Annotated in this window: 11 protein-coding genes; 6 read left to right on the top strand and 5 right to left on the bottom strand. The window is 74.3% G+C overall.

Annotated elements, in window-relative coordinates; genetic code table 11:
* The first annotated feature begins 1 nt into the window (after nt 1).
* Nucleotides 2–868, top strand: a complete 867-nt coding sequence (locus WCD58_RS14555; RefSeq protein WP_337703763.1) for an alpha/beta fold hydrolase — start codon at nt 2–4, stop codon at nt 866–868.
* Here the strand turns inward: WCD58_RS14555 and WCD58_RS14550 are convergent.
* The 3 genes from WCD58_RS14550 to WCD58_RS14540 form a co-directional block, all read right to left on the bottom strand.
* Entirely contained in the window at nt 865–2,610 is a 1,746-nt protein-coding gene (locus WCD58_RS14550; protein ID WP_337703762.1) for a tyrosine-protein kinase domain-containing protein, read from the bottom strand. The genes WCD58_RS14555 and WCD58_RS14550 overlap by 4 nt on opposite strands.
* Nucleotides 2,607–3,989 carry a hypothetical protein gene (locus WCD58_RS14545; protein ID WP_337703761.1) on the bottom strand — a complete coding sequence of 461 codons (1,383 nt, stop codon included), beginning with the start codon at nt 3,987–3,989 and terminating at the stop codon, nt 2,607–2,609. Before WCD58_RS14545 ends, WCD58_RS14550 begins: the two co-directional genes overlap by 4 nt.
* A 100-nt stretch (nt 3,990–4,089) precedes the next feature.
* Nucleotides 4,090–5,076 (bottom strand): glycosyltransferase, encoded by a 987-nt coding sequence (locus WCD58_RS14540; protein ID WP_337703760.1) that lies wholly within the window; start codon nt 5,074–5,076, stop codon nt 4,090–4,092.
* Nucleotides 5,077–5,261: 185 nt separating this feature from the next.
* Between WCD58_RS14540 and WCD58_RS14535 the strand changes: the two genes are divergently transcribed.
* Nucleotides 5,262–6,371: a glycosyltransferase gene (locus WCD58_RS14535; RefSeq protein ID WP_337703759.1), complete on the top strand. Its 1,110-nt coding sequence runs from the start codon at nt 5,262–5,264 to the stop codon at nt 6,369–6,371.
* A gap of 187 nt (nt 6,372–6,558) precedes the next feature.
* Here WCD58_RS14535 and WCD58_RS14530 read toward each other — a convergent pair whose 3' ends face one another.
* Nucleotides 6,559–7,884, bottom strand: coding sequence for a glycosyl hydrolase family 28-related protein (locus tag WCD58_RS14530; protein ID WP_337703758.1), 1,326 nt, complete (start codon nt 7,882–7,884; stop codon nt 6,559–6,561).
* A gap of 126 nt (nt 7,885–8,010) precedes the next feature.
* Between WCD58_RS14530 and WCD58_RS14525 the strand changes: the two genes are divergently transcribed.
* Nucleotides 8,011–8,136 (top strand): hypothetical protein, encoded by a 126-nt coding sequence (locus tag WCD58_RS14525; protein WP_337703757.1) that lies wholly within the window; start codon nt 8,011–8,013, stop codon nt 8,134–8,136.
* A gap of 10 nt (nt 8,137–8,146) precedes the next feature.
* On the opposite strand, the gene WCD58_RS14520 is transcribed toward WCD58_RS14525, so the two are convergent.
* Entirely contained in the window at nt 8,147–8,872 is a 726-nt protein-coding gene (locus tag WCD58_RS14520; protein WP_337703756.1) for a GNAT family N-acetyltransferase, read from the bottom strand.
* 672 nt (nt 8,873–9,544) lie between these two features.
* Here WCD58_RS14520 and WCD58_RS14515 point away from each other — a divergent pair.
* From WCD58_RS14515 to WCD58_RS14505, 3 genes are read left to right on the top strand one after another with little or no spacing between them, the layout of a single operon-like run.
* Nucleotides 9,545–10,642 (top strand): GNAT family N-acetyltransferase, encoded by a 1,098-nt coding sequence (locus WCD58_RS14515; RefSeq protein WP_337703755.1) that lies wholly within the window; start codon nt 9,545–9,547, stop codon nt 10,640–10,642.
* A complete protein-coding gene (locus tag WCD58_RS14510) occupies nt 10,639–11,436 on the top strand; it encodes a polysaccharide deacetylase family protein (RefSeq protein ID WP_337703754.1) in 798 nt (265 codons plus the stop codon). The genes WCD58_RS14515 and WCD58_RS14510 overlap by 4 nt, the downstream gene beginning before the upstream one ends.
* On the top strand, nt 11,429–12,922 hold the full coding sequence (locus tag WCD58_RS14505; protein WP_337703753.1) for a lipopolysaccharide biosynthesis protein: 1,494 nt from the start codon (nt 11,429–11,431) through the stop codon (nt 12,920–12,922). The genes WCD58_RS14510 and WCD58_RS14505 overlap by 8 nt, the downstream gene beginning before the upstream one ends.
* Nucleotides 12,923–12,981 lie beyond the last annotated feature (59 nt).

Here is a 12,981-nt window from a genome sequence, read left to right as displayed (position 1 = left end):
CGTGGCGCTGTTCCCGGGGTTCGACGTCGTCGACGTGACCGTCGGCGGCACCACCGTGCACGGCCGCGTCGGCGGCGCCGGTCCCCCGCTGCTGCTCCTGCACGGCATCCCCGAGACGCACCTGATGTGGCGCCACGTCGCGCCCGCCCTCGCCGCGTCGTTCACCGTCGTCGCCACCGATCTGCGCGGCTACGGTGGCAGCGGCGTCGGCTCGGGCGACGACCACTCCATGCGCGCGCTGGCCGCCGAGCAGCTCGCCGTGATGCGCGCCCTCGGCCACCAGCACTTCACCGTCGCCGGCCACGACCGCGGCGCCCGCTGTGCCTACCGGATGGCCCTCGACCACCCGGACCACGTCAGCCGTCTCGCGGTGCTCGACGTCGTGCCCACCGGCGAGGCCTTCGCCCGCGCCGGCCGGGAGTTCGCGCTGGGCTACTGGGTCTGGTCGTTCCTGGCGGCGCCCGCCCCGGTGCCCGAGCAGATGGTCCTCGGCGCCCCGGACACCCTCGTCGACCACATGCTCGACTCCTGGTCCGACGACCCCGCCGCCTTCCCGCCGTGGCTGCGCGAGCGCTACACCGCCACCTTCCGCGACCCGGACCGCGTGCACGCGATCTGCGAGCAGTACCGCGCCGCCCCCGACGTCGACGCCGCGCACGACGAGGCCGACCGCGGCGCCCACCGCCTGCGCTGTCCCGTCCTTGCGCTGTGGAGCGCAACCGGGGCGGTCGACGCCTGGTACGAGCCGCTCGCCGTCTGGCGCGAGTGGGCCGACGACGTCCGCGGCGGGCCGGTCGACGCCGGGCACTTCCTGGCCGAGGAGGCGCCGGAGACGATCACCGCGGCGCTGCGCGAGTTCCTGCTCTAGTCGGCGTGGTGCCCGTTCGGGCTGGGCACCGTGATCGTCCCGCGGGTGGCGCGGCGGCGGGGACGCGAGGACCCGTTGGTCGTCTCCTCCCCCACCGGCGCGCGCTCGGCGGTGGTCCGCTTCGGCGCGGCCTCCGCGTCCGGCGCCTCCCCGCGGGCGCGCACGCGGGCGGTCGGGTGCTCGCCGTCGTCCGGCACGGGCTCCGGCGAAGGGCGAGTGCGGACCGTGCGCGTGGCGCTCGCGGCCGGGGACCAGGCGGCGGGGGCCGGCGCGGGTGCCGGTGCGGGTGCCGGCGCGGGTGCGGGTGCGGGCGCCGGTGTGGGGGCGGGCGGCTCGACCGGCGCCGGCTGCGACCCCGACGGCAGCGCGAGCACCGTCCGCCGCCCGCCGCCGGGGGCGTCGCGGACGTCGGTCGCCCACGTCAGCAGCGCGCCGAGCACGGGGACACCGGCGAGGCCGAGCCCCGAGGCGGCGGCGTCGACGTCGTCGGGGCGTGTGCTGCCGCGCCGGCACACGAGGACGACGCCGTCCGAGTGGCGGGCGACGTCGACGGCGTCGGCGGCGTCGGTGACCGCCGGGGTGTCGACGAGGACGTGGTCGTAGCGCTCGCGCAGCGTGGCCAGCACGGAGTCGAGGCGGCCGCCGATCAGCACCTCGCTCGGGCGCGAGCCGGTGGCGCCGGCGGTGAGGACGTCGATGCTGCCGCACGACCAGCGCTGGATCGCCACCTCGAGCGCGACGCCCTGCTCGAGGACCTCGCGCAGGCCGACGTGGGACTCGAGGCCGAGGGTGTCGGCGAGGCTCGGGCTGCGCAGGTCGGCGTCGACCAGCAGCACCGACGCGCCGGACGCGGCGAAGGCGACCGCGAGGTCGACCGCGGCGGTCGACGTGCCCTGGTCCGGCCCGGTCCCGGTCAGCACGAGGCAGCGGCGCTCCCCGGCCACCGACCGCAGCGCGGCGCGGGCGCGCCGGTACGACTCGGCGCGGGCGCGCGCCCGCCGTGCCCGCCGCCCGGTGGCGCCGGTCGGCGGCTCGGCGAGCAGCGCCGGGTACTTCGGCGCGCGGCGCAGTGCGGGGATCACGCCGAGCACCGGGGCGCCGAGGCGGTCGGCCAGCGTGTCGGCGTTGTCGATCGCGTCGCGCAACGCTCGCCGAGCGAGCGCGACGCCGACCCCGAGCACGAGGCCCACCAGCAGCGCGACCGCGAACAGGATCGTCGTGCGCGGGCCCGACGGCTCGTCGGGCGTGGTCGGCGGGAGGATGACCTCGGCGGTCGCGATCGGCCGGTTCACCACGCCGCCGGTCGACTCGATCGCGCCGACGAGCCGGGTGAACGCCGTCGACACCGCGCCGGCGACGAGCCGCGCCTGGTCGGGCGAGTCCTCCGTGACCTCGAGCGTGAGCACCACGGTCTCGGTCACCGAGCTCGCGGTGATGGCGCCCTGGATCTCGTCCGCGGTCGGGCTGCCGCCGAGCAGCAGCGACGCGTCGCGCGCGACCCGCGGGCCCTGGAGCAGCTCGGTGTAGGACTTCACCCGCTCCGTCGACAGCTGCGCGCCCGAGTAGGCGTCGGTCGACGAGCTCTCGGGCTGCGCCGACGCGACGTAGAAGACCGCGGACGACGTGTAGGTCCGGGGCAGGACGAGATCGAGCGCCAGCGCCCCGAGCAGGCACACCACCAGCACGCCGGCGATGAGCTTGCGGTCCTCGCGCAGGACGGTCCAGTACTCGCGTGCGCTCATGAACGATCTCCTCCGAGGGCCGCGGGGGGTCGGGCCGGGGACGGGACGGGGACGGCGGGCGGCGTCGGCGGTGACGCCGGTGTGATGTGTCCGGCCCACCGGCGGTGCCAGCGGGCGAGAAGCGGCGTGCCCGGCTCGGCGCGCTCCTCGGCGGTGAGCCCCTCGGCCGCGCAGGCCACCGCGAGCAGGGCGAACGCCCAGGTCGAGGCGGCCGCGGGCTGCGAGAGCAGCAGGGTCAGGAAGACGACGAGCGCCACCGGGATCGCCCGGCCGACGCGCACCGCGCCGCGGCCGGGGGCGACGAACGGGGGCACGAGGATCGTCAGCGACACCAGGACGACGAACGGCAGCCCGTTGACGGCGACGTCGGAGATCAGGTTGATGCCCGCCTGCTTCTCGCTGCCGAGGCCGCCGAGCGGCGACTCGGTCAGCGCGCGCACGCCGGCGGCGGTCGCGTCGGAGCGCTCGTCGAGCGAGGCCTCGTTCGACGTCTGTTTCGCGTTGAGCCCGAGCACCGGCGCGTAGAGCGCGAGCCACCCGGCGCCGGCGATCGCGGCGAGTCCGCCGATCTGGCGCAGGAAGCCGCCCAGGGCGATGCCGCCGCGCGGGCGCAGGAACAGGTCGAGGGCGAGCACGACGACGAAGACCCCGAACCCCGCGGTCGAGAGCGTGCCGACGAGCCCGGCGAGGATCAGCACCTTGACCCAGCGCGCGCGGTAGCCCACGGCGTCGGACAGGAACCAGGCCGCGGCGCAGTACATGGCCATCCAGCCCGACTCGCGGCCGAAGCCGGTCAGCCGCGGCACGTCGACGCCGAAGACCTCGGAGGTCGAGTAGCTGATCGTGAACGGGAAGTACACCGGCTGGGGCTCGACCGTGCCGACGGGCACCATCGTGATCTGACCCGAGCCCAGACCGGCGACCGCCCAGAACAGGGCGGTGACGAGCCACGACGCGCTCACGAGCACGACGGCGATCACGAAGCCCCGGGCGACCGCCCGCCGCGCGCGGGGGTCGGCCAGCACGATGGCGAAGGCGACCAGCGAGCCGATGGTGAGGACGAAGTCCTGGAAGAGGTCGCGGATGCGGTCCGGGGCGAACACCGCGGCGCCGTGGCCGACCATCCAGAGGTAGGCGACCGCCACGAGGCCCACGATCAGCGGCACCGCGGGCACGGGCCGGGCGGGCACCCGCTCGCGGCGCAGCAGGGCCGCCACGCCGGCGAGCAGGGCGATCGCGCACCCGGCGAGGGCGGTGCTCTCGCCGAAGACCCCGGGGCGCAGCAGCGGCAGCGTCGCGAGCATCGCGGCCGCGCCGACGAACGCCGGCAGGGTGGGTGCGGTCAGCGAGCCCCACAGGGTCCGCATCGGCCGCGCCATGCCACCCCCGCTCGTTCTGGTGCCCCGTGGCACGGCCATTCGGCCCAGCGTCAGGCTACCCGATCGGGTCAATGCTGTCCGGGCTGCGCGGGCCTGAATCTCACTCTCGGTCGCCGACGAGGGCGGAGACGAAGTCGTCGACCCCCAGGACCCCGGCGGCCTTCTGCGCCGAGACTACGTAGCGTCCGCGATCGGCCAGCAGGCGGGTGATCGCCTTCACGACGTCCTCGGCGTCGTCGACGCGGGCGCCGACGCCGCACCCGGTGGCGTCCAGCACGGTCGCGATCCAGCCGCGGTCGGGACCGAGCACCGGCACCCCGCGGGCGCACGCCTCGGCGACGATCCCGCTCGGGGCGTCGTTGTCGTGGAGCACCGCGGCCACGTCGACCGAGCGCAGCGCGGCGTCGAACTCGTCGGAGTCGAGGAGGCGGTCGTCGACCTCCAGCCGGCCCTCGGCGCGCAGGCGCGCGGCGTCGGGGTCGGCGTCGAGGAACGCCCGCACGTCGGGCTCGCAGCGCCCGGCGAGGACGACGTCGACGTCGTCGCGCCGGACCGCCGCGCGGACCAGTACCGGCACGTTCTTCCGCGCGCTGATGACGCCGAGGGCGCCGATGCGCGCCCGTCCCGTGCCGCTCCTCGGCGTCACCCCGGGCGGCGGCGTCACCGGGTCCCGCACCGGCATGACCCCGGGGAAGCCGCGCCGGCGGATGACGACACCGAAGGCGTCGGTGAGGAAGAGGACGCGGACGCCGGGGAGCCGGCGCAGGGCCGCGACCAGCGCGGGCTTGAGCGCCATGCCGACCGTGGCGGCCTCTGGGCCGCCGGGCACCGCGGTGCGCATCAGCAGCAGGGTGATCCGCGGCCGGCGCGGGCGCGCCAAGGTCAGCGAGCCGCGCAGGAGCGTCCGGAGCAGGGGGCGGACGGCCTTGTCGCCGTCGGGGATCACGAGGTCGCTCGCGCCGTGCGTGGTCGCAGCGGCCAGGGCCTCGGGGATCGCGGCGGCGTGGTCGTCGCTGCTCAGCAGCACCGGGTCGACGCCGGCGAGGTGCTCGGCGAACTCCCGCGACACGGCGACCTGCGGCGACACGAGCAGGAGACGCTGCGTAGGCGGGAGGGCATCGAGGAGCAACCGGACGTAACGCAAACGGTGCCCGAGTGGCTCCAACTCGACCACTGCGGTAGCCCGAGAGTGATGCACGTTGCTCCATCCTGACGAAAGTTGTCCGCGATCGTTAGGTTACGCAGGCTGACTGAGCATGGGGTGAGGTGTCGATGGAGATCGCGTGGATGACCGACGCGCAGGCTCCCTACCGTGAGCCGCTGTTCTGCGAGCTCGCGCGGCGCGGCGACCTGACGGTCCACTTCCTCTTCACCGAGGAGCCGGAGCGCCACTTCCGCTACCGGCCCCATCCCGGGTACGCCTCGGCGCTGGTCCCGTGCTGGCAGATCCCGCGCACGGGCCCGCTGGCGAGCCTCGACTCCTACCAGGCGATCCTGCGTCCGGGCGCGACGCGACCGGTGCTCGAGGCCGACGTCATCGTCATCCCGACCTGGGCGCAGCTCGCGAGCGCGTGGACGATGCTGCGCGCGGTGCGTCGGGGCGTCCCCTACGTGATCTTCTCGGAGAGCACGCTGACGAGCCGCCGCTTCGCGAGCGGGCCGGTCGACTGGCTGCGGCGCTGGCTGTTCACCCACGCCGGCGCGGTCGTCGTCCCCGGGCCCGCCGCGCGCGACGCGTCGATCGCCTCCGGCGTGGCGCCCGAGCGGATCGTCGAGTCGGTCAACAGCGTCGACCTGGGGCTCTTCGGCGACCGCACCCGCGAGCTGCGCGCCCGCGCCGGCGAGGGCACCGGCCCCGACGCCGCCGGGCACCGCTACGTCTACGTCGGCCAGCTGATCGCCCGCAAGAACGTCGGCGCGCTGATCGACGCGTTCGCGCGCCTGGACGGGTCGCCGACGCTCGACGTGGTCGGCGACGGAGTGGAGCTGCCGGCGCTGCGTGCCCGGGCCGCCGAGCTGGGCGTCGCCGACCGCGTGCACTTCCGCGGGTTCCTCGACGAGGACGGGGTGGTGGAGGTCCTCGCGACCGCCCAGACCCTCGTGCTGCCCTCGCTGGAGGAGGTCTACGGGTTCACGCCGCTCGAGGCGCGCGTCGCGGGCCTGCACGTCGTCGTGTCCGACAAGGCCGGCATCGCCGAGAACCTCCGCGACGTCGACGGCGCGTGGATCGTGCCGCCGGACGCCGAGGGCCTGCTCGGCGGGCTCGAGGGGTCGCGGCGGGCGTGGACCGGCTGGGCCGAGGACGTGCCGACCGACTCCGCGTCGCCGGAACGCTCCGCCGACGACGTCCTCGCCGCCGCGAAGATCGCGCTGGGCCGCTGAGCGGGCCGGGGCCGAAGATCAGGGGCGTCCTGATGCACCCCGCCGGCGCGATCGCGTGCACGGCGTGCTCGTGATCTCGGCGAACACCCCCGGGCCTCGCCCAGGGCATTCCGGCCGAAGGTTCCCCTCGCTGATCTAGGCGAGCGAAGGTGCCCTTCGGTCGGAAACGGGGGCGGGCGCGCGCCGACTACTGCGCCCGCCCGTTCAGGACGTTGCCCGCGACGCGGACGGCGCCGGTACGCCGGAGCGCGAAGGCCCCGTCGAGGGTCCCGACGCCCGGGCCGTCGACGCGGTTGCCGACGATCGCCCCGGCCGGCACGTCGTCGAACGCCACGGCGCGCACGACGGGCCCGCAGCGCATCTCGTTGTCCTCGACGACGACCTCGGTCGGCGGGTCCTGCGGCCGGCCGCCCGCGGTGAGGGCGTCGCCGCCGGCGAGGGCGCCGACGATCGGGATGGCGGCGGTGTTCATCGTCGCGTCGTGCCGGTTCCCGCGGACGGTGACGCGGCGCGCACCGCTGATGATCTGGAGGTGCGCGAACTCGCGCAGCCCGCACGCGGTGAACGTGTTGCGCTCGACGAGAACGTCCGTGGAGAAGTCCTCGACGTGCACGGCCTCCATCCGGTAGCGCTCCATCGTGTTGTCGCGGATCACGACGTCGGCGCAGTAGGCGATCCCGACCGCGAAGCCCGGGGAGTCGTTGTCACGGAACGTGCAGCGCTCGACGAGGACGTCGCGGAACGAGCCGTAGGGGCTGTTGAGCTCGAGGTCGGTGTTCGCGTTCCGCACGAACGTCCCGCCCCGGACGACCATCTGCTGGGTCACCGCCCGCGACTCGTTGGCCTGGTACAGCCCGTAGGTGGTCGTCGCGACGGAGAGATCGCTCAGCTCGACGTCGGTGGTCGTGTCGTCGACGGTGCCCATCTGGATCCCGTGCGCGAACGTCCCGAGCGCGTCGGTGTGCCCGAGCAGCACCGAGCGCGAGAGCCGGAAGCCGTCGGCGCGGCCCAGCCGCACGAGCACCGTCTCGACGTCGGCCAGGCGCTCGACGACCAGCCCGTCGAGCCGCACCCCGGGCGCGTCGACGAGAAGGCCGACGAGGATGTCGCCCGCCGCCCGCTCCGGGCGGAGGAACGACCGCCCGGGCTCGCCGGCGACGGTGACCCCGGCGGGCACCGCCAGCGGTGCGTCCAGCACCAGCCGGTAGGCGCCGGCGGGGACGGCGACGGTGCGCGGGCCGTCGGGAGCGCCCGCCGCCGACAACGCCGCGCGGAAGGCCGGCGCGTCGTCGGCGCGCCCGTCGCCCCGCGCGCCGAGGGCGCGGACGTCGACGACCGGACCGCGGCGCAGCGGCGCCCCGGTGGGCGTGGGGACGTCGACCGGGATGCCGGGGACCGGCGGCGCCGCGGCCCCGGCGCACGCGGCCGGCGCGGCCACCGCGGCCAGCCCGGTCGCCAGACCGAGACGGCCCGCGAGGCGCAGCGCGTCCCGGCGCGACCACGAGTCGATCACCGCGTCAGTATGCCGCCGGGCGGGTGACCGAACGGCCCTGCGACATCCCCCGTCCGGCGCGTAACGACGGTCGGGGGTGTGGCGACAGAGCGCGTAGACGTTCGGGGACGACGGAGGTTGCCTGTCATGACCATGGTTCTCACGGCGGTGGCCGGTGCGACGGCAGGTGCGGCGGCGTGGCTCATTGCTCCCTGGGCCAGCATGGCCGTCCACGGGACGGTGGACCAGCGTCAGCTCGCCGTCCGGCGCTGACCCTCCGGTCCTAGGCCCCCGACGGCTTGAGCACCCGCGCCTGCTCCACCTCGGCCGAGCTCATCTCCTGGAACTCCACGAAGCGTCGTCCCATGAGCCGCTTCTCGACGCGATTGATGTAGGGCAGGAAGCCCGCGCGCTCGCAGCCCTTCAGGCTCGCGATGTTGTCGGTGCCGACGAAGGTGACGACGTAGCGAGCCCCCAGGTCGGTGGCCTTCTCGGCGATCATCGACATGCCTGCGCTCATGATGCGCTGCCCCTGGTGCTTCACCGGCGTGAACGCACCCTCGAGGAGCGCTTCGTTCGGACCGAGCACCGGGAAGATGCCGTGGAAGAACGACCGCACCTTGTCGTTGTCCTCGGAGGAGAAGAGCCACTGCACGTAGCAGGGCTCGTCGTCCTCGTTGACCGCCACATAGGGGCGTCCGATGCCGGAATCCAGGAGACGGCCCCGCGTCTGGCGCTCCCAGCGCTCGGTGAGGTCGACCTCGGCGTGTAGATCGAGAATGGGCTCGACGTCGGCGTCGATCATCGGACGCACCGTGATCGGGATCTTGGCGACCGGGGTCTCGTGTGGAGCCGTCAGGTCCCTCTTGAGCCCGTAGGACGGGGTCGAGGATCGCACCCGATGGCCGATGGACCGAATTGTCGGCTTGATCGTCCCGGCTTCCAGCGTGGTCTTCGCAAACCGGACGTAACGCGTCAACGTCCCGCCGGCACTGATGTTGTCCTGCACAGCGCGGTCCTCACCCTCGGGAATCAACAGAAGGTCGCGAATGTGTCTCGACCGGCTATCCACCACCCGAGCGCGGTCACAGTGCCACAGGACGTAGATCGAGGGCTTCCCGTCACACTCTAATGGCCTAAGATCGGTACGAATGCCGCATTCCCTATGACGCTGAGTATCAGTACGGCACGACGAGCCCTCATCTCCCGGTGGCCGTCCGCCCTTCGGACGGGCGCGACGCGGCGAACGAGGGATCCCGTCTCACGGTTCGGTCTCGTTCGTCCCGTTGACCACAACCGTCCCGCACGATGCGTGCGCCACGGACTTCCGCGGCACCCGGGGGGAACGCGCGGTGGGGGCCGGCATGGAGAGATCATCGATTGCGGTCGCCGTGGTCGGCGCCGCGGTCCTCGGGTGGGCGGTGGCACCCGTGATCAGCATCGTCCGGCGGGGAACCGTCGACGCGCGGACCGTCCGCGCCTGGCGTGACGAGGTCGGACGCCCCCGGTGCCGGGAGGTGGACGTCCCGGACCAACGATCTCCCGCGGCCGACGGCGCCGTCCGTCGATAGAGCCGGATCTCCTGCATCGGCAGTACGGGCCGTCGCACACGCGCGCGATCCCGAGGGGGGTGCACTTCCCTAGCGTCGACACCACACCCGTCGTCCACGAGGAGCCGTCGATGCAGGTCGACGTGGTCGATCCCCTGGACCTCGGTCCCGAGGAACGCGAGCGGTGGACCGCGTTCCAGAAGCAGGACGACCGCCTGCAGAGCCCTTTCCTCTCGATCGAGTTCGTGCAGGCCGCCGCGCGCCACCGGCCGCGGACCCGCGTCGCCGTCCTGTCCGAGGACGGTGAGATCGCCGGCTTCCTGCCCTTCGAGCGGGGCCCGTTCGGCGAGGCGTCGAGCCCCGCCGCCCTGATCAACGAGGCCCACGGCGTGATCCACCGCCCGGGATGGACGTGGGACACCCGCCGGCTGCTCGACCTCTGCGGCGTCGGCGTCTTCGACTACGACCAGATGCCCGGCCGCCCGGCGCCGTTCGAGCAGTACACGACCTGCCGCGCCGAGTCCCCGATCATGGATCTGCGGGACGGGTTCGACGCCTACCTCGCCCGCGCGCGGCAGCGCTCGTCCCGGATCCGGGACCTGCCCCGGCGGCGACGGCGCCTGGAGCGGGAGATCGGGCCGGTACGCGTCGAGTTCGCCGCGGACGACCCGGAGGCGGTCCGGACCCTCGTGGCCTGGAAGTCCGCGCAGTACCGGCGGACGGCCCGAAAGGACCGGTTCGCGATCCCGTGGGTCCGCGCGCTCGTCGACGACGTCGCGACGCTGCGGACGCCCGGCTGCTCCGGGGCCGTCTCCCTGGTCTGGGCCGGCGACACCCTGGTCGCCGGGCACATCGGCCTGCGCTCCGAGCAGGTCCTCCCCACGTGGTTCCCGACCTACGGCCCGGAGTTCGCCCGGTACTCGCCCGGCCTGCTCCTGCACGTCGCGATGGCGGAGTCCGCGGCGGCCCTGGGGATGGAGTACATCGACCTGGGCCGGGGACCCAAGGACTACAAGGACTGGCTCGCCGACCGCTCCCACGAGGTGTGGGAGGGCCGGGCCGTCACGCGCCGGCGCGCGGGCCTCGTCCACTGGGCCCGTCGCGTGCCAATGCGCGAGCTGCGCAACACGGTCGTCGCCCACCCGCGCCTCTTCGAGGTCACCGACCGCACCCTGCGGACCTACGCCTCGCTCCGTGCCTCCGTGCGCACGAAGGAAGGCCACCCATGACCACCCTGCCGATCCTCATGTACCACTCGGTGGCGGCCGACCCCGATCCCCAGGTGCTCGACCTGTCGGTCCACCCGGCCGACTTCGGGGCGCAGCTCGAGGTCCTCCGCGAGGAGGGCTTCACGACGATGACGTTCGGCGAGGTCCGGGCCGCCCTCGCCGGAGAAACGGAGCTGCCGGCGCGGCCGGTCGTCCTCACCTTCGACGACGGCTACGCGGACTTCCACCGCGAGGCACTGCCCCGGCTGATCGCCCACCGGACCAGCGCCACGCTGTTCGTCACGACGGGGTGGCTCGCCGACGCCGGGCCCTTCGCGAGCGGGCGTCCGCTGGACGACACCCTGACCTGGGAGCAGGTCGGCGACGTGGACGCCGCGGGGGTCGAGATCGGTGCCCACAGCCACAGCCACCCGCAGCTCGACCAGCTGCCCGGGGACCTGCTGCGCGAGGAGCTCACGACGAGCCGCGAGCTGCTCGAGGAGCAACTCGGGCACCGCGTCACCTCGCTGGCCTACCCGTACGGCTACTCGAGCCGCCGCGTCCGTGAGGCCGCCGCGGCCGCCGGGTACCAGCACGCCGCCGCCGTCGCGAACACCGCCGCGGGCGCCACGAGCAGCACCTACGCAGTGCCCCGCCTGACCGTGGACCGCTCGACCGACCTCGCACGGTTCCGGCGCATCGTCGCCCAGCAGGACCTCGGCGCGCTCTACCTCCGGCAGCGCGTGCTCACCGCGGGTTACGCGGCCGTGCGGCGCTCCCGATCGGCGGCCCGCACGTGGTGCCGCCTTGGCTGACCTCGCCGCGCGACTCGCCGCCGTCCCGAGGAGCCTGCCCGTCGTCGGACGGCTCCGGTCACACCTGTCCGACTCCTTCTCCCGCAACGCCTACGCGCTGATGGTCAACACCGGCATGAACGGTGTGCTCGGCCTCGCGTTCTGGGTGGTCGCCGCCCGCCACTACGCCCCCGCCGACGTGGGGCGGGGCTCTGCGCTGATCTCGGCGTTCACGCTGCTCTCGGCCGTCATCGGCATCAACGTCACCGGGACCCTGACGCGGTTCCTCCCCCGCACCGGGCGCCACACCACCCGGTTCGTCCTCACCACGTACTGGCTCAGCTCCGCGATCGTGGTGGCGCTCGCGCTCGGCTTCGTCGCCCTGGTGCCGCTGTGGGGCCCGTCGTTCGCCGGCCTCGCCGACCCGGGTGCCGCGGCGCTCTTCGTCGCCGTGGTCGTCCTGAGCGGCATCTTCACCGTGCAGGACGGCGTGCTCGTCGGGCTCCGCCGCTCGGTGTGGGTGCCGGTCGAGAACACCGTGTTCGGCGTCGTCAAGCTCGTGCTGCTGATCGCGCTGGCCACCGTGCTCCCCGGCGACGGCGTCTACGTCTCGTTCGTCGTGGGCATGGCCGTCGTGACCCTCCCGCTCAACGTCCTGATCTACGGGCGGCTGCTGCGGAAGGCCCGCGCGACGGCCGGCGCCGGCGAACCGCCGAGCCGCGCGGAGGTGCGACGGTTCCTCGCCGGGGACTACGTCGGCGCGCTGTTCTCGTTCTCGGCGGCCTACGTCGTGCCCGTGATCGTCGCCGCCGTCGTCCTCCCCGAGACCTTCGCGTCCTTCTACATCGTCTGGATGGTCTGGGGCAGCCTGCAGCTGATCCCGATCAACCTCGCCCAGTCGCTGACCGTCGAGGGCGTCTACGACGCCGGGAGGCTCGTCTCCTACACCCGGTCGGCCCTGCGTCGTGCCGGAGTGATCCTCCTGATCGCGGCGCTCGTCCTGGGCCTCGGGGCGCCGGTGCTGCTCGGCGTGCTCGGGCCGGGCTACCTCGAGGCGACCACGCTGCTGCAGCTGCTGGCGCTGACGGCCTTCCCGCGCGCGGTCCTCGAGGTGTGGCTCGGGGTGCTGCGGGCCCGGGGCCGGTCGCGCGCCCTGGCCCGGGTGCAGGTGGCCTCCGGGATCGCCGTGGTCGGGTCGGTGACGCTCGGGCTCCTGCTCGACGACGGGCACCTCGGGATGGGCCTGGCGCCGATCACCGGGGTCGGCGTCCTGGTGCTGGTCAGCCAGACCGCCGTGACCCTCAGCATCCTCCCGGCTCTCGTCCGGTTCCTCCGGTCGTCCCGTGCCCGGGGCGGGCCGCCCCCGGGCCGCACCCGCCTCATCGAGCTCACCGTCGTGCGTGCCGACGCACGCGAGACCACGGACCGGGTGCCCCCGCGCCCGGCCTCCCCGCGGGGGCGAGCTCCCACCCTGCCCGGTCGGGTGAGACTCCGCGGAGATCGCTAACGACCCGACCGTCCCACGCGAGAACCAGTCGAGACGCCGGCACGGACGCCGGCGCCGTC

Origin of the sequence: Actinomycetospora flava (assembly GCF_037400335.1) — a bacterium.
In the GTDB taxonomy this organism is placed as follows: domain Bacteria; phylum Actinomycetota; class Actinomycetes; order Mycobacteriales; family Pseudonocardiaceae; genus Actinomycetospora; species Actinomycetospora flava.
The sequence above is the reverse complement of the archived record's forward strand: the minus strand, read 5'-3'. Positions and strand labels throughout refer to the sequence as shown.

Bases quoted from the DNA above. Each gene is read 5' to 3' on its own strand.
- WCD58_RS14550 (WP_337703762.1), bottom strand. From the start codon at position 2,610: ATGAGCGCACGCGAGTACTGGACCGTCCTGCGCGAGGACCGCAAGCTC.
- WCD58_RS14545 (WP_337703761.1), bottom strand. From the start codon at position 3,989: ATGGCGCGGCCGATGCGGACCCTGTGGGGCTCGCTGACCGCACCCACC.
- WCD58_RS14535 (WP_337703759.1), top strand. From the start codon at position 5,262: ATGGAGATCGCGTGGATGACCGACGCGCAGGCTCCCTACCGTGAGCCG.
- WCD58_RS14525 (WP_337703757.1), top strand. From the start codon at position 8,011: ATGACCATGGTTCTCACGGCGGTGGCCGGTGCGACGGCAGGTGCGGCG.
- WCD58_RS14515 (WP_337703755.1), top strand. From the start codon at position 9,545: ATGCAGGTCGACGTGGTCGATCCCCTGGACCTCGGTCCCGAGGAACGC.
- WCD58_RS14510 (WP_337703754.1), top strand. From the start codon at position 10,639: ATGACCACCCTGCCGATCCTCATGTACCACTCGGTGGCGGCCGACCCC.